The 15,836-nt window shown below is 63.5% G+C and carries 16 protein-coding genes; 10 read left to right on the top strand and 6 right to left on the bottom strand.

Translation table 11 applies throughout. From position 1 onward, the window contains the following. The first annotated feature begins 43 nt into the window (after window positions 1–43). On the top strand, window positions 44–1,333 hold the full coding sequence (locus U1R88_RS01830) for a hypothetical protein (protein ID WP_322429732.1): 1,290 nt from the start codon (window positions 44–46) through the stop codon (window positions 1,331–1,333). 103 nt (window positions 1,334–1,436) lie between these two features. Here U1R88_RS01830 and U1R88_RS01835 read toward each other — a convergent pair whose 3' ends face one another. Genes U1R88_RS01835 through U1R88_RS01850 form a run of 4 tightly spaced genes read right to left on the bottom strand, consistent with a single transcriptional unit; the run spans window position 1,437 to window position 5,545 of the window. Continuing rightward, complete coding sequence (locus U1R88_RS01835) at window positions 1,437–2,063, bottom strand: ABC-type transport auxiliary lipoprotein family protein (protein ID WP_322429733.1); 627 nt, start codon at window positions 2,061–2,063, stop codon at window positions 1,437–1,439. 16 nt (window positions 2,064–2,079) lie between these two features. Beyond that, window positions 2,080–3,657 (bottom strand): MlaD family protein, encoded by a 1,578-nt coding sequence (locus tag U1R88_RS01840; RefSeq protein ID WP_322429734.1) that lies wholly within the window; start codon window positions 3,655–3,657, stop codon window positions 2,080–2,082. 56 nt (window positions 3,658–3,713) lie between these two features. Beyond that, window positions 3,714–4,520: an ABC transporter ATP-binding protein gene (locus U1R88_RS01845; RefSeq protein WP_156771811.1), complete on the bottom strand. Its 807-nt coding sequence runs from the start codon at window positions 4,518–4,520 to the stop codon at window positions 3,714–3,716. 2 nt (window positions 4,521–4,522) lie between these two features. Beyond that, window positions 4,523–5,545, bottom strand: coding sequence for an MlaE family ABC transporter permease (locus U1R88_RS01850; protein WP_082980220.1), 1,023 nt, complete (start codon window positions 5,543–5,545; stop codon window positions 4,523–4,525). A 294-nt stretch (window positions 5,546–5,839) separates the two neighbouring features. On the opposite strand from U1R88_RS01850, the gene dgcN reads away from it, so the two are divergent. The 3 genes from dgcN (at window position 5,840) to U1R88_RS01865 (ending at window position 8,164) form a co-directional block, all read left to right on the top strand. Continuing rightward, entirely contained in the window at window positions 5,840–6,847 is a 1,008-nt protein-coding gene (dgcN, locus tag U1R88_RS01855; RefSeq protein ID WP_322429735.1) for an N-acetyltransferase DgcN, read from the top strand. Between the two features lie 50 nt (window positions 6,848–6,897). Next, window positions 6,898–7,584 (top strand): fumarylacetoacetate hydrolase family protein, encoded by a 687-nt coding sequence (locus U1R88_RS01860; protein ID WP_322429736.1) that lies wholly within the window; start codon window positions 6,898–6,900, stop codon window positions 7,582–7,584. An 85-nt stretch (window positions 7,585–7,669) separates the two neighbouring features. Further along, window positions 7,670–8,164 carry a DUF3237 domain-containing protein gene (locus U1R88_RS01865; protein WP_322429737.1) on the top strand — a complete coding sequence of 165 codons (495 nt, stop codon included), beginning with the start codon at window positions 7,670–7,672 and terminating at the stop codon, window positions 8,162–8,164. Between the two features lie 62 nt (window positions 8,165–8,226). Here U1R88_RS01865 and U1R88_RS01870 read toward each other — a convergent pair whose 3' ends face one another. Beyond that, window positions 8,227–9,108, bottom strand: coding sequence for an AraC family transcriptional regulator (locus U1R88_RS01870; protein ID WP_322429738.1), 882 nt, complete (start codon window positions 9,106–9,108; stop codon window positions 8,227–8,229). A gap of 236 nt (window positions 9,109–9,344) precedes the next feature. Here U1R88_RS01870 and U1R88_RS01875 point away from each other — a divergent pair, with 236 nt between their 5' ends. Both U1R88_RS01875 and U1R88_RS01880 read left to right on the top strand, forming a co-directional pair. After that, window positions 9,345–10,376, top strand: a complete 1,032-nt coding sequence (locus tag U1R88_RS01875; RefSeq protein ID WP_311940320.1) for an NAD(P)/FAD-dependent oxidoreductase — start codon at window positions 9,345–9,347, stop codon at window positions 10,374–10,376. A gap of 159 nt (window positions 10,377–10,535) precedes the next feature. Further along, complete coding sequence (locus tag U1R88_RS01880; RefSeq protein ID WP_068298815.1) at window positions 10,536–11,060, top strand: universal stress protein; 525 nt, start codon at window positions 10,536–10,538, stop codon at window positions 11,058–11,060. Between the two features lie 113 nt (window positions 11,061–11,173). On the opposite strand, the gene U1R88_RS01885 is transcribed toward U1R88_RS01880, so the two are convergent. Next, window positions 11,174–12,430 carry a hypothetical protein gene (locus U1R88_RS01885; protein ID WP_322429739.1) on the bottom strand — a complete coding sequence of 419 codons (1,257 nt, stop codon included), beginning with the start codon at window positions 12,428–12,430 and terminating at the stop codon, window positions 11,174–11,176. A 296-nt stretch (window positions 12,431–12,726) separates the two neighbouring features. Between U1R88_RS01885 and U1R88_RS01890 the strand changes: the two genes are divergently transcribed. From U1R88_RS01890 to U1R88_RS01905, 4 genes are all read left to right on the top strand, one after another. After that, the gene (locus tag U1R88_RS01890; RefSeq protein ID WP_322429740.1) at window positions 12,727–13,884 is read left to right on the top strand and encodes a caspase family protein; all 1,158 of its coding nucleotides are present in this window, start codon (window positions 12,727–12,729) and stop codon (window positions 13,882–13,884) included. A 20-nt stretch (window positions 13,885–13,904) separates the two neighbouring features. Further along, window positions 13,905–14,669: a M15 family metallopeptidase gene (locus U1R88_RS01895; protein ID WP_162275151.1), complete on the top strand. Its 765-nt coding sequence runs from the start codon at window positions 13,905–13,907 to the stop codon at window positions 14,667–14,669. Window positions 14,670–14,676: 7 nt separating this feature from the next. Further along, a complete protein-coding gene (locus U1R88_RS01900) occupies window positions 14,677–15,186 on the top strand; it encodes a SixA phosphatase family protein (RefSeq protein ID WP_322429741.1) in 510 nt (169 codons plus the stop codon). A gap of 155 nt (window positions 15,187–15,341) precedes the next feature. Continuing rightward, window positions 15,342–15,800: a YccF domain-containing protein gene (locus U1R88_RS01905; RefSeq protein ID WP_322429742.1), complete on the top strand. Its 459-nt coding sequence runs from the start codon at window positions 15,342–15,344 to the stop codon at window positions 15,798–15,800. The last annotated feature ends 36 nt before the right edge of the window (window positions 15,801–15,836 follow it).

The raw sequence follows: 15,836 nt of genomic DNA on the forward strand, positions 1-15,836 counted from the left end.
GAATCTCTTACGCCCGCCTGTGCCAGTTGACGAGGGCCATTTCATGCAATCGCTTTCGCCCGAACCGCTGCTCAGCGAAGAGGATTACGGCGCCATCGAAGCGGCCGTGATGGAGACCGCGCGAGGGCGCTGGTTCCTGGCCGAATATGCCCGCCGCAACCGCAATGCCGACACCGACGCCGTGCTGGCGGCGATCCGCCGTCTCGAGCGGCTGGTCCACAGTGCGGGCGCCCTGGATGCCCGCGACGAGGTCACGCGCGGCATGGCCGACATCGCGCAGGCGATTGCCGCCGCCCAATCGGGACCGCCGGTAGCCGTGAAGGGAACCGCCAACGCGGTGTCGGCGCCGACGAACCCTTCGCCCACCCTTGAGGAGCACCCCGCCGAAGGAGCCGCGGTTTTCGAAGAGGCCGAGGCGGCTATGGAGACCGACGGCATCGGGTTCGCTTCCGAAATCGGAGCGGAGGCAGTTGGAGATGCTCCCCCTCCCACGATGACCGAAACCATGCCGGTCACGTCCGAGGTAGAGGCTGCCGCGGCGGGCGAGGCGGATGCTGCGGAGATTGTGGTATTTTCGCCCTCAGAGTCGGAACAAGCGGAGCCGGAGGCCGAAACAGCGAACGCCGATTGGGGTTGGGAAGGCCTGGAACACGCAGCCACCGAGATCGCGGCCCTGGGCCTGCCGCCAGAGCTGGCGAGCCCGGAGAGCACCGATACTGTGCACGCCCAGGGAGGCGGCCAGCAGGCCGGGGGCGAGATCGCCGCCTCTGCCATCGAGCAGGGTGAGGCTGTTTCAGACCCCGCCAGCGGCCCGGCGGCGCCCGACGAACTCTTTCCGATCCTTGAGCTCGACGAGGAAGCGACCGAGGCGTTGCTGACGCTGGACGTGCCGCGCCAGGAGCTGATCCTGCCTCCCAATCACCTCGCAACCCAGCGCTGGCATAGGGAACTGGCGGCCAGCGAGGACACGGCTCAGCATCGCCTTGATAAATGGGCGGCAATCTCGGGCAAGGGCGATGACGCGGCCGGTCTTTCGATACCGGAGGGCGGGCGAGACAAGGTGCTCGACATGGTGGCCGTGGTGGAGGCAGCACTCGAGCCTGCACCTCCTTCCGGGCTGGTGACCTTCATCGATGAAGAACCGGTGGAGGAGGAGCACTCGATCTTCACCGCTCCCCTCAGGCTCGAACCTGAGGCGGCGGTGGACAAGGAAGTCGAGCTCGCCGTCGCGCAGAGGCCCGCTACGCCGAAAGCACGCGAACTCGCGCCTCGCCTGACCCTCGGCGAGATCGAGGTCATGCCGTTCACCAAGAAAGCGGCGCTGTTCAGCTGAACCGAACCTGCGGGTGGCGGAGGCTTGGTCGCCACGGCAGGCTGAGGGACGTCAAAGGATATACCCTTTATTTCAATCTATTGCGATTGAATTTTAATCAAAATTATGACGCAAGGGACGCCTTGCCCGTCGTCCAGGCCACGATCTCGATGAGCACTTTGCGCAGGGCCTGATCGAGGGCGGCGGAGGCCTGCTGACCGGTCAGGCCCCCAGCGGGAAACCGGGCGGAAAACAGATTGGCGGCGACGATGCGCCCGGATTTCTGGCTGACCACGCGCGCGGCGACCGTGACCACCGCGACGGGCGAAGTGCCGGCATCGATCTGGAAATCACGCAGTTCCGTCACCAGCAGGGCATCCGGCGTGAACTTGTCGTCGGGTCGCCCGACCATGCCGATGCGGTGGGCGTTCTCGAAGGTCTGGATCAGGCGGGCTTGTACCAGCAGGGGCAGGCGATCGGCCCATTGGGCTGCAGGCAGGTAGGAGATCTGGCTGTTGGAGCTATGCACCAGGATGCGCTCGCTGTTGATGGCCTGGAGCGCGGTCGGCTCGGCCACCATGATCTGGGCGCGGCTGTTGCCGCGCGCCTCGACATCCCGGGGAGCGCTGAGGTCGTAGGTGGCCGGTGGCGATGATCCGGCCAGCGTGGAGCAACCGGCAGCCAGCAGGGCTGCTGCCAGGGCCAGGCCCCTTATCGAATGAGCGGGCAGGGGGGGGAGGAGGGAACGCATACCGACACCACGCATATCATTTACCCTTGTAATCGGGGATATTCGATTTCGGCCCGAAAATCAGCTGTTGTGGATTGCGCTGAAGGCCGTTGAGGGTCCGCTGCAGATTCTGCAGGGTTTTCTGCCCGTCGACGGCCAATTGCCGGTAATCCCGCAAGCCGGCACCGGTGAACTGATCGAGGTTCTTCGCCAATGCCGCAGTGCGGGCGTCGAGATTGGTCGCGAATTGGCGGATGGCCTTTGCCGCTTCGGTGATCTCGGCGAACATGCCCTGACCGCCCTGGCCCGAGGTCATGGCCGTGATGTTCTTCATGATGCCGTCGAGCTGGTCGGCTGCCCGGTTGAGCTTCTTGGAAATATCGCCGGCATCGGCGACCACCTGGCGGACCTGGGCGCTGGAATCGCCGAGGGTGGTCGCAAACTTGTTCACATTGCTAACGACGCCGTCGATCTTGGCCGGATCGAGCGCGGTCGCCACCCTGTTGAAGCTGTCGAAGGCAGCGGCGAGCTTGGGCGTCATTGCCGACAGGTCGCCCGAAATCCTGCGGGCATCCTTGACGAAGGCCGTGATCTCCTCGGCGTTCTGTCCGAGCGCACCGGTGAAGGCGGCGACGTTGTCGACCACCTGGTTGACCTTCGCACTGTCGACCGCCGCGGTGATGCGGTTGATGTTCTCGAGCCCCGCATCGAGCTTGGGTGCCATCGCATTGAGCTGGGCCGTCAGCGAGGAGGCATTGGTGGCGAAGGCCTGCAGTGGTTCGCGGCTGTCGGCCAAAGTTTTGCTGAAGGCTGTGATATTGTCGACGGCAGCCTGCGCCTTGGCGGCATCGAAGGCCTTGGTGAAGGACGTCAGATTGTCGGAAGCCAGGGAAACGTTGCTGACGATATGATCGATCTTCTCGGGTGAAACAGCCTTGAGCAAGGCCTGCAGGTCGGATGTCATGCCGTTGAGGTTGTCGGCCACGCGCTTGATGCTCTGGGCAGCCTCGCCGGTGCTGTGCAAGAAGTCGGAGACATTGGCGGAATTGTCGGCGAGCGCCTTGGTGAAGGCCTGGACGTTCTGGATGGTCGCCGTGGCATTGGCTTCGTTCTGGGCGATCCAGCCATCCAGGCGGTTCATGGTGGAGGCAGCCTGGGTGATGGTGTCGCGCGCGCCGTCGACAAGGTTCTGCAGCTCCGAGCGCTGGGCCTGGATCACCGCATATTGCTGGTCGTCCTTGGGCTTGAGATCCTCCGTGTTCGGCTTGCCGCCATAGAGCTGGATGTTGGCGCCACCGGTGATGCCGGTAAACTCCAGCCTTGCCGAAGTGTCCACCTTCACGGGGGTCTTGTCGCGTACGCTGATGATGGCGATCACGCCCGAGGGATTGTTGGGATTGATCTCCAGCGTTTCGACCTGACCAACCCGGATACCGTTGAACGTGACACTCGACCCGACGGTGAGGCCTGTGACGGAACCGGCGAAATCCACCTGGAAACGCCGGACCGTCTGGCTTTCGCTGATGCGGGCGAACCAGACCACAAAGCCGAGCGCGGCGGCGACGACTGCAAGGGTGAACAGGCCGATCAGGGCATTGTGAGCGCGTGTTTCCATGGGTCAGGCACTATCCATGTTCAGCTCGATGTCCATGCTCAACTCGCTCCCCATGCTCAACTCGCTCTCTTGGCGCCGTTGCTGGCGGTCGCCAGGGCGGCACGGGCACGCGGGCCGTGAAAATAGGCGCGCAGCCAGGGATGTTCGGAAGCGAGCATGGTCTCCATCGGGCCTTGGGCCAACACGCGTCCCTCGCCGATCGCAACGATGCGATCGCAGATCGCATGGAGGCTGTCGAGGTCGTGCGTCACCATATAGACGGTCAGCCCGAGTGTCTGCCTGAGCGTGGCGATCAACTCGTCGAATTCACCGGCGCCGATCGGATCGAGGCCGGAGGTCGGTTCGTCCAGAAAAACCAGGTCCGGGTCGAGGGCCAGGGCCCGTGCCAGTGCCGCACGCTTGATCATGCCGCCCGAGAGCTCCGAGGGACGCTTGTCGGCGGCATCGGGTTTGAGGCCCACCAGCGCGATCTTCAGCATGGCCAGTTCGTCCAGCAGCTTGGGCGAGAGCTTGAGATATTCGCGCATCGGCACCTGGATGTTCTGCTTCACCGTCAGGGAGGAGAACAGGGCGCCTTGCTGGAACAGCACGCCCCAGCGCCGGGCGATACGCTGCTGTTCGCGCGGACGCAAATTGAGATAGTCCAGGCCGAAGACCTCGATCTGCCCGGAGTGGAGCGGTGCCAGGCCGATGATGGTGCGCATCAGCACCGATTTGCCGGTGCCCGAAGCGCCGACTACGCCCAGGATCTCGCCGCGATAGACGTCCAGGCTGAGGCCGTCGAGGATGAAACGGGGTCCGAAGTTCACGCGGACGTCGTGGGCGGAGATGATGATTTCGCGGGATTGGTCTGGGGGGGCCATGGTCAGAAACTGATCGATGCGAAGAAAATGGCGAAGACGCCATCGACCACGATGACGATGAACATGGATTTGACCACCGAGGCCGTGGTCTGGCGCCCGAGCGATTCAGCCGATCCCTGTACCTTGAAACCTTCGACGCAGGCGGTGATGCCGATCATCAGCGCCATGACGGGCGCCTTGATCAGGCCGACGAGGAAAGTGTGCATGGTCATCGAATCCCGCAGGTTCTGCAGGAAGGTGGTGGGCGTGATGCCGCCATAGCCCCAGGCCACCAGCGCGCCGCCGAACATGCCTGCCATCGCGGCCAGGAAGGTCAGCATCGGCAACGAAATGATCAAGGCGAGGATCCGGGGGATGACCAGGACTTCCATGGGATCGATGCCCATGACGTGCATGGCATCGATCTCCTCGCGCATCTTCATCGAGCCGAGTTCCGCCGTGATCGCCGAACCCGAGCGGCCGGCCACCATGATGGCCGCAAGCAGGAGGCCGACTTCCCGGAACATCAGCACGGCCAGGGTGTACACCACCAGCAGCGTGGCGCCGTAATAGCTCAGCTGCAGGATCATCTGCTGGGCGAGAATGGCGCCGACGAGAAAGGAGATCAGCGCGATGATCGGCACGCCGCGCAGGCCGATCAATTCGATCTGATTCACCACGGCGGCCCAGCGAAAGCGTGTACGCGCCGTGAGCAGACGCCCGATCGCGCGCATGGTTTCGCCGAGAAAGACGTTCATGTTCACGGCGTCGTGCACGATTCGGCGCATCGACTGGCCGAGATCGGCCAGGAGTTCGATGAGATGATGCGCTTCCGGCGGCTGAGGGGGCGACGTAATGTTCTGGGCCGCGATCTCCGCCAGCAGGATTGCCTGCGCCTCGGTGGCATTGGTGATCTCGAGCGTGGAGTTGCGCGCGCCGAAGGCTGCCCGGATATTCTCGATGACGACCCCGCCGAGCGTGTCGAGCTGCGAGACGCCCGACAGATCGAACTCCACCACGGTATTGGCCGGGGCGGCCTTGATCATGATCGCAGAGAGTTTTTCCAGATGCCGCGAATTGCGTGCGACCCAGGCGCCTGTTGGCGCCAGCCGAGCGGGACCCGTCTGGGTCAGATCGCTATTGTCTATGTCCTGTTCGGGCTTCAAGTTACGAAACGGGCTCTTGCGGGGGAATCACTGGAGGCCATACTAATCTCTCAGGCATGATGCGCAAAAAGCCCTGTGCTGCTTTGCCAATATTTCTGCGCAGTCAATAGGATAGCGTGTGACGGCGCGACCCGGCAACCACTGCGCGCAGGTCTTCAGGAAGGTCGTTGCCCCATGCAGATCGAAAAGCCCTATCTGATGTTTGTTGGCGACGTGGCCGACCAGCTTGCCGCCAAGACCGCGGCAGGCATCGTCGACTGGCGCAGGGACTGGTGCCTCGGCCAGTTGCGGCTGCCGGGGTGCCGGGCGGATCTGGGGCTGGAGGACCTCGGCATTGGCGAGGGTGTCCGGCGTGGCGCCCGGACGCTGGTGATCGGCGTGGTCAATGCCGGCGGCGTCCTGCCGGAGCATTGGATCAGCGTGATCGTCGAGGCCCTGGAAGCCGGGCTGGACGTCGCCTCGGGCCTGCATCGCAGACTGGAGGAATTTCCGCAAATTGCCGAAGCCGCCCGGCGCCATGGCCGGCAGCTCCACGACGTGCGCATCCCGGGCCAGAGTTTCGCCACCGGAAAGGGCACCAAGCGCAGCGGCTTGCGGCTGCTCACCGTCGGTACCGATTGTTCGGTGGGCAAGAAATATACCGCCCTTGCCCTGGAACGGGAGATGCAGGCTCAGGGCCTCGATGCCGATTTCCGAGCCACGGGGCAGACCGGCATCCTGATTTCCGGACGCGGCGTGGCCGTGGATGCGGTGGTGGCCGATTTCATTTCCGGCGCCGCCGAATGGATCAGCCCCGATGCCGATCCCCGGCATTGGGACGTGATCGAGGGGCAGGGCAGCCTGTTCCATCCCTCCTTTGCCGGCGTGACCCTCGGGTTGCTGCATGGCGCCCAGCCCGATGCCTTCGTCGTCTGCCACGAGCCGACCCGCAGGACCATGCGCGGCGTGCCGGCCGCGCTGCCGAGCATCCGCGCCGTCATCGACGGTACCATCACCAATGGCCGCCTCACCAATCCCGGCATTCAATGTGTCGGCATCGCGGTCAACACCCAGGCGCTGGACGAGGCGGCGGCACGGGCCTGCCTGGCCGAGATCGCCGAAGCCGAGGGGCTGCCGACGACGGACCCTGTCAGGTTTGGCGTCGCCGACATCGTCAAGCGGCTGAGGGAGGTGTTTGGCTGATCGAGGCCCATCGGGGCGACGAACCTCCAGATAGTCAGGAAGATATCGCGATGTACTATGTCATTGAACCAGCGCCGCAGCCCTTCGTGGCAGTCGCTGGCGAAACCGGGGCCTTTCCGGTGCGCCGCATCTGGTGCGTCGGGCGCAACTATGCCGATCATGCCCGGGAGATGGGGGCCGATCCCACGCGCGAGCCGCCCTTTTTCTTCGCCAAGCCCGGTGATGCGGTCAATGCGGGCGGCCTGCTGCCGTTTCCGACGCAGACCGCAGACCTGCACCACGAGATCGAACTGGTGGCCGCCATCGGACGGGGAGGGCAGGACGTTCCCGTCGAACGGGCGCTCGAGCATGTCTATGGCTATGCCGTCGGCCTCGATATGACGCGCCGGGACATCCAGGCCGAGGCGAAGAAGCTTTCCAGGCCCTGGGAGCTTGCCAAGGGCTTCGACCAGTCATGCCCGATCAGTGCCATCGTGCCGGCCGCGCGCATCGGCCACCCCGACAGGGGCAGGATCGAGGTAACGGTCAACGGCAAGGTGCAGCAGTCCGGCGACCTGTCGCAGATGATCTGGTCGGTGCCGGAGGCCATTGCCTATCTGTCGCGCTATGTGGCGCTGGCGCCCGGCGATCTCCTGATGACCGGCACACCGGCCGGCGTCAGCTCGGTGAAGCCCGGCGACACGCTGCGTGGCTATTGCGAGGGGATCGGCGAGATCGTCCTGAGGTACGAGGGCTGACCGGGCTGCGGCTCATTTTCCATGAGAACGACGATGCCCTCGAGGAGGGCGATCGGTTCCTTTTCCTGTCAAGGAGTTGTTCGAAATGTCCTCTCCCTCTCTCGACGGATTGCCGGACGTACAAAAGGGAATCCGCACCAGGCCTCTGTTTGTGATGACACTGGACGTCGCCAAACCGATCGGCTTCGGGACGACGCCGAACGGGGATCGGCGTGTCGGCGTCGTCGCCGGCGGCCGCTTCGAAGGCGAGCGGCTGTCCGGCGAGGTGCTTGAGGGCGGTAGCGACTGGCAGATCGCGCGGCCGGATGGCAGCACGACGTTGGATGTGCGATTGATCCTCAAGACCGCCGATGGCGCTCTGATCGGCATGTCCTATCGGGGCCTGCGGCACGGCCCTCCCGACGTCATGGCGGAACTGGCGAAAGGCGGCCGGGTCGATCCGGCCGACTACTATTTCCGCGTCACCGGGGCCTTCGAAACCGCTTCGGCGAACTATGATTGGCTCAACCGTGTCCTTGCCATCGGTGTCGGCGACCGACAGCCGGGAGGGCCGGTCTACAGCCTTTTCGAGCTGCTCTGACGCTTGTTCCGGTACGTCTTTCGTTCCGCCCCGTGGCAAGCTGCCCCGGCCGCGAGAGGACGCTACTTCAACGGCAGGTTCACCGCCGTCAGCCATTCGGAAGGTGGCGCACTGCGGGGATCGTTGAGATATTCCTCGAAGCAGGGCGCATCGCCCGGCTGGCGCCCGGAATGCGGCAGCCAGCTATGATAGAGAAAGGCATAGGCGACATCGAGATCGGCATAGGGACCTTTGTGCACCAGCCGCGCCACCGGACCGCCACCGACCTCGCGCCAGACCATGTCCGGGCCGAGCGGGCTGTCTTCCGGCACCGCTAGGCCTGCCTCCGAGCGCAGCTCCGCGACGGGCTTGCTGTCGGGATCGTCGTAATAGATGCCGATCATCCGCGCGCCCGGGCGCAGCAGGCCGTGTCCGCCTGCCCAGGCAAGCAGGCGCTCGAAACTGGCACCGATCTTCTGGTAATCGCCGCGATGGGGCAAAGTCACCAGCCTGAGTTTGGGCACGGTCTCGATGGTGACATCGTAATGCAGGGCGGAGCGCAACGCGGTCGCACGGGTCATGGCTTGTGATCCTGATTGCGGGGATACCGGGCGCAGATCCTGCCCGGCGCGCCGATAGGCGGCCGGTGGCGAGCCATAGGAGGCCGCAAAAGCGCGGGTGAAGGCCGCCACCGATCCGTAGCCTGCCCGGCTGGCGATGCGGGCCAGCGCGTGCTGGGAGCGGTTGAGCTCGACGGCAGCGCGATGGAGGCGCAGCCGCCGCACAGCCTCTGCCACGGTTTCTCCCGTGACCGCGACGAAGACGCGGTGGAAGTGGTAGGGCGAGAAGCAGGCTATGTCGCTGAGATCGTCGAGTTCGAGCCGGTCGTCGAGGTGCTCGGCGATATGGCTCATCACCCGCTCGATGCGAGCGGCATAGGCGAGGCTGGTTTCGTGTCGGGTCATGATCTGTCTCCGGTGGCCTCACCCTAGCTGCGCTGATTTGATCATGATTGCGGAGTTGACGAGGGCATGCGCTTCGTTGACTTTGGTCAGCCTTGCTGCCCTAGAGCAAAGCGCGTTTAGGCGGAAACGCCGCATTGCTCTCACTCTTTGATTGGACGCGTCTTTGCGATTCTTGGCGATTCCGCCAAATCGCGAAACGCTTTAGAAGCTGCTGTGAACCACCTATCGGACAGATCATGACTGAGATTATCAAGACCGACGTGCTCATCGTTGGCGCCGGGCCTGTCGGCCTGTTCTCCGTATTCGAACTCGGTCTGCTCGATATCAGGGTGCATGTGGTCGACATTCTCGACAAGATCGGCGGCCAGTGCGCCGAGCTCTATCCAGAAAAGCCGATCTACGACATTCCCGGCTTCCCGATCGTGACGGGGCAGGAACTCGTCGACAATCTGCTCAAGCAGATCGAGCCTTTCTCGCCGGTCTTCCATCTGTCGCGCATGATCTCGACGATCGAGCGCATCGGTGATCCCTTGTTCCGGGTTACCACGGATGCCGGCGACGTCTTCGAGACCAAGACCGTGGTGATTGCCGCCGGCGGTGGTTCCTTCCAGCCCAAGAAGCCGCCGATCGAGGGCATCGAAGCCTATGAAGGCAAGTCGGTCTCCTATGCCGTCAGGCAGATGGAAGCTTTCCGCGACCGCTCCGTGCTGATCGTCGGCGGCGGCGATTCCGCTCTCGACTGGACGCTGAACCTGCAGCCCATCGCGAAGCGCGTGACGCTGATGCATCGGCGCGATGCGTTCCGGGCCGCCCCCCACTCGGTCGAGAAGATGCGAGCCTTGGCGGCAGAGGGGGCGATGGACCTGAAGTTCGGGCAGGTCGTCGGCCTGGAAGGGGCGGATGGGCAGCTTTCGGGCGCCGTGATCCGCGAGGATTCCGGCACTGTCTATACCTTGCCGGTCGAGCACATGCTGCCCTTCTTCGGCCTGACCATGAAGCTCGGCCCGGTGTCGAGCTGGGGGCTCGATCTGCACAATGACGAATTGGTGCTTGTCTCCACCGAGACCTTCGAGACATCGCAGCCGGGCATTTTCGCCATCGGGGACATCAACTGGTATCCCGGCAAGCTCAAGCTGATCCTCTCCGGCTTCCATGAAGGCGCGTTGATGGCGCAGAAGGCTTTCCGTTACATCTACCCGGAGAAACGCCTGACCTTCCAATACACGACCTCATCGTCTTCCCTGCAAAAAAAACTCGGTGTGCTCTGAACTTTTCGGCATCCCAAGCGTTTGCAATTCGTCAGGGGGCCCTATATCGATTAGGTACAGCCGTCCAAGGACGGCTGGGGCGTGCTCTTTCAACTGAGGCGTGACGCCATAACGTCTATTCTGTTCTGTGCGTCAGCTCGGCCAACGGGAGTAGACAAGATGTTCAAGTCGATCGTCGTTCCTGTCGATATTGCAGATCTGAAACTGGCCAGACTCGCCATCGACAGCGCAGTAAAACTTGCCGATACCGCCGGCGCGACGCTGACCCTGGTCCATGTCGTGCCGATCATGCCCCTGATGATGCTGGATACGGTGCCCGTGAGCTTTGAAGGCGAGGTCGCCGAAAAGGCCAAGGGCTCGCTTGCCGATCTTGCTCGCACGGTGTTGCTGCCGGGCGGCCAGGTGCAGAGCGTGGTGCGGATCGGTGGCATCTATCATGAAGTGCTGGCCATTGCCGAGGAACAGCAGGCCGATCTCGTGGTGGTCGGTTCTCACCAACCGAGCGTCGCGACCTATCTGCTCGGCTGCAATGCGAGCGCCATCGTGCGCCATTCCGGCTGCTCTGTACTGGTCATTCGCGAGGAAAAACCACACGCCGAGGAAAGCACCGACGATGTCTCGCCGCATTTCGCCTCGGTCGATGATGCCATGCGGGCAGCGTGGGAAGCCGACAAGCTGCATTGAAGCGCGAGATAGCGCCGTTTCCTGAAAGGCACGGTGCTCCATCTGAAAAGGCGCAACGAGGCCGGGAAAGGCACGCTATTGCTATGGCCGGGCTCGTCCCTGCCTGCGGGCTTTCAGGCCCCGCAGGACGCCATGGCGTCGTCGAGCGTTTTCGAGGCGTCTTCGGTGGGGATGGCTTCCGACCGACCGACCGGCTCGCCGGCCTTGTTGAGCACGGCGACGGTGAGATTACCGCTTCTGCGCAAATCCCTGACATCCTTGGCAGCGAGCAGGGCGGCGACGCTCTGCTCGCCATTGCCGGCCGCCTCTACGCTGTCGATCGCAACCTGACGCCCGGCAATCCTGAGCGCGCGCGCCGAGACGGCAGCGGCCCGCATGCGTTCGAGGTCGAGCGGCGCCAGGGCCTTGAAGGATAGTTCGAGCCGCGCCGTCTTGCTGTCGCGGCAGGCGAGGGCGACGCGGAACTGCTCGCTGGCAAATTCCGCGGTTGCCGGCAGGCCCACGGCTTGGATGAGGGTCCAGCGGCCGTGGCCGGCCGGCGGCGTGCCCGGCGAGGCCTTGAGCCCCACGCTCGGCTTGGCGACAGCGGCCATTGGCTGGTCGTTCCCCCTGCCGGTGAGCAGGCTCGAGGTCGTAACGGGTTCATCGGAGGCCGGCAGCAGGGTCGTGGCGACCCCAACGGGGATCCACTGGCTTTCGGGCAGGACGTCGAGACTGTTGAAGGGGGTGCGCAGGGTGGTGGTGAAGAATGCTTCGTTCACCCCTAGAGTCTTGACGAAGTCATAGACGCTGACGACCTCGCGGCCGTAATCGCGTACGATCTGACCCATCTCGCGGGCATCGAAGCTCTCGCCATCGGTAAATTGCGGTGAGAACTGATGCACACCGACCTTCGAGCCCGGCACGACGAAGCGGGCCGTGCCGCCCAGCATCACCATGGTGCAGGCCGAGAAGCAGCCGGCCTGATTGAAGACCGGCTGGCCGCGCTGAAGGCGGGCCTGGCCGATAATGGTTGTCCATCCGGCCTTGCGGATGCGCCGCCCTATGATCAGGGCAGGCTGCACCTTGCCGCCGATCGACTCGAAAGCCACGATGACCTTTGGCGCATCGTCCGGCGGCAGTTGCCCGTCCGCCGGTTCCGCCGGCAGGACGCCGCTCAATCGATTCTGCGAAAGGAAGACGGCAAAATTTCGCGAGGTTTCGTCGACGATCTGGCCCGAGGCGTTGATCACCACGCATCCCGGGCAGGATTTGCCGGAGGCAACGATATTGAACTGCATGGGCTGCGAATCGTCGCCTGCCTGAACCGTGCCGGTTGCTGCGAGCAGGGCGAGAACCGCGAGGCTGGCCGGTTTGCCCGGCCGTGGCATGAATTGTTTCGCAATGGCGGTTGCCTGGCGCAAATCCACAGCCTCTCCGATCCCGTACACAACACTTGGGTGGCAGCCTTCATGGCCGTAAGCGCTGCTTCGTTGCAAGGATGAAATCGGCGAAATTGCCGTGAATCATGAGACGGTTGGAACGCGTGACAATCCTGCCACAGGCATCGATCCCCAAATTCATGCCGGCGCCTCGATGTGCTTTTTCGCGCGTTCGATGTGTTAACAAAAGGTGATACTCTGCCAAGGTGTACAAGACCGGTCGGGCCATGATGATGCGACGTTATATGTGGGGTCTTTTTCTGCTCGCCGGCCTGCTCGTCGGGGGCGAGGCTCTGGCGGCCCAGAAGGCGGCTCTGGTGATCGGCAACAGTGCCTATCGCTCGGTGACGCCCTTGGTGAACCCGGCCAATGACGCCAACGACATGGCGGCGGCGCTGGGGCGGATCGGCTATGCGGTGACGCTGGTCAAGGACGGCGACCTGGTGGCGATGAATGACGGGCTCAGGGCCTTCCTGCGCGATGCCGATCATGCCGACAGCGTGGTGGTATTCTATTCGGGCCATGGCGTGCAGGTGAAGGGGCGCAACTATCTGGTGCCGGTCTCGGCCAAGATCTCGGACGAGCTCGATCTGGACACCCAGACCCTGTCGCTGGACAAGCTTTTGGAGCTGGTCGACAGCGCGGCGCCGAAGGTGAAGATCGTGATCCTGGATTCGTGCCGGGACAATCCGTTGACGCGCCAGTTGACGCGGGGGGCGGGCACGCGCGGGCTGGCGCGCATCGATCTCGACGCCTCCTCGGCCAAGGGCACGCTGATCGCTTTTTCGACGGCGCCGGGCTCGGTGGCGCAGGACGGCAGCGGGCGCAACTCGCCCTTCACCACGGCGCTGCTCGCCCATATGGAGACGCCCGGCCTCGACATCCGCCAGATGTTCGGACAGGTCAGGGCCGATGTCGACCAGTCGACCCAGGGCAGCCAGACCCCCTGGGTGAACGAAGCCATCATCGGCTCCTTCGCCATGGCCGGCAAGGCGGAGAACGTGCAGCCGGTCAAGACGATAACGGTCGAACCTCAGGTCGCGCCGCAACCAACCCCTCAGCCGGCTGTCGACCCCCAGGCGCAGCCTGACTTCCAGCAGCAGGCGGCAGTCGAGCCGGTGGAACCCACGCCTGCGCCCCGCAACAACCAGGTTGAATTCATCTTGCCGGATTCAGGAAGCAGGCGATTGAACTGGAACGATATTTCGGGCTTGTCCGGGGCGCAATTGCGTCTGGCCCGCAACGAGATCTACGCGCGCCGCGGCCGCTATATGAAGGACCCGCAATTGCGGGCCTATTTCTCCCAATTCTCCTGGTATCGCCCCTGGACCTGGAATATCGAGCTCAGCGCCGTCGAAAAAGCCAATGTCGCCCTGATCCAGCGCGCCGAGGCTGGTCAATGAGGAATGTCGTGCGAAGCGGAATGCTGGCCCTGGCTCTGTCGACGGTTTTTGCGTCGGCGGCGATGGCCGACCCCACCCTGGATGCTCTGGTGGCGGCCTATCCCGATTTCATTGCGGGCTACGACGCCAAGGATCTCATCTTGAAGGACGGCCAGCACATCGCGCTTTCCGACGGTGCTGCCAACAAGACGCCGCAGCAGCGCATCGAGAAGGCCGATATCCGCGACATGTTCGTCATGCCCTATACGCTCGGGGCCCATTACAAGCAGCCGGCCACGCCGGCCGATGATCCCGGCCGCGCCCGCAACCAGGCGCTGTTCGATGCGATGTATGGCGATTGCACGAAGGGGCAGGTCAAGCTCAAGACCATCCAGTGGCTCCCCGGTTTGGGCGGCGGCACGCTGCGTGTGGCCACCGCCAATGGCGTTGCCGATCGGCTGCAGTCCGTCTCGCGTGACCTCGAGGCCCTGCCGGCCAAATTTCATGTCTATCTCAAGCCTTCGGCTGGAACCTTCAACTGCCGCGTGATCGCCGGCACGTCACGCATGAGCATGCACGCCTACGCCGCGGCGATCGACATCAATGTGAAGTTTACAGACTATTGGCGCTGGGGCGGCGCCAAGAAGGAGACGGACAAGGTTTCCTACAAGAACCGCATCCCGATGGAGATTGTCGAGGTTTTCGAAAAGCACGGTTTCATCTGGGGTGGAAAATGGTACCATTATGACACCATGCATTTCGAATATAGGCCTGAAATCATAGCTTTGGCAAAGAATTCTAAGTGATCGATTGATGAAGCGCCTGATATTGCTGCGGCACGCGAAATCGGACTATCCCGACGGTGTTTCCGATCACGAGCGTCCGCTTGCGCCGCGGGGGCAGCGGGACGCCTCGCGCATGGGAAGGGAGATCGCCCGGCGCGGTCTGCTGCCCGACCATGTGATCGCCTCGACTGCACGTCGCACGCGCGAGACGCTGGCCCTGACCGAGGGCAGCCTGGGGCCGCACACGCTGCATTTCGAGCGGGCGATCTACGAGGCGCCGCCGGAAACGATATTGCGCGTCATCCGGGCGGTGGCGCCGGAGGTGCAGACGCTGCTGATCGTCGGCCACAATCCCGGCCTGGAACAGATCGCGGCCTTCCTGACACGGGGGGCGGGGACGGCAGCCGATCCGCTCAGCGGCAAATTTCCGACCGCCGCCCTTGCCGTTCTCGACTTCGAGCTCGATGAGTGGGCCGGGATCGCCGGTCATCAGGCGACGCTGGTCTTGTTCCTTTCGCCGAAGATGTTGGATCACTAGAGCAAAGCGCGTTTAGACGGAAACGCTGTTTTGCTCTAACTCTTTGGTTCGACGCGTCTTTGCGATGCTTGGCGATCCCGCCAAATCGCAAAACGCTATAGCGTTCGTTTTCAGCTGATTATCGCGCCAATGCAGACGATTGTAAGGAATAGCTGATGCGATTGATCGGAAACCTGATCTGGTTCGTCTTCGGCGGCATTTTCCTGGGCATGGCCTGGTTTCTGCTCGGCTTGCTGGCTTTCCTCACCATCGTTGGCATTCCCTGGGGGCGGGCCTGCCTGACGATCTCGAATTTCTGCTTCTTTCCGTTCGGGCGCGAGGCGATCAGCCGGCGCGAACTCTATCAGAGGGACGACATCGGTACCGGCGGCCTCGGCCTGATCGGGAATGTGATCTGGTTCGTCTTTGCCGGCCTGTGGCTGGCGATCGGCCATGTCTGCTCGGCGCTGTTCTGCTTCGTCACCATCATCGGCATTCCCTTCGGCATCCAGCACCTCAAGCTCGCCGGCATCGCCATAGCGCCGATCGGGCAGACCATCGTCTCCAGGGAGGTGGCCGAGGCTGCCCGGCGCAGCAGCGCGCAGGCACGGGTCGAGACTCTGCGGCGCCGGTAGAAGGAAAATTCTGATAGTACCCTGTTTAACAGAGTG

The organism is Labrys sedimenti (assembly GCF_034424805.1).
GTDB classification, from domain to species: domain Bacteria; phylum Pseudomonadota; class Alphaproteobacteria; order Rhizobiales; family Labraceae; genus Labrys; species Labrys sedimenti.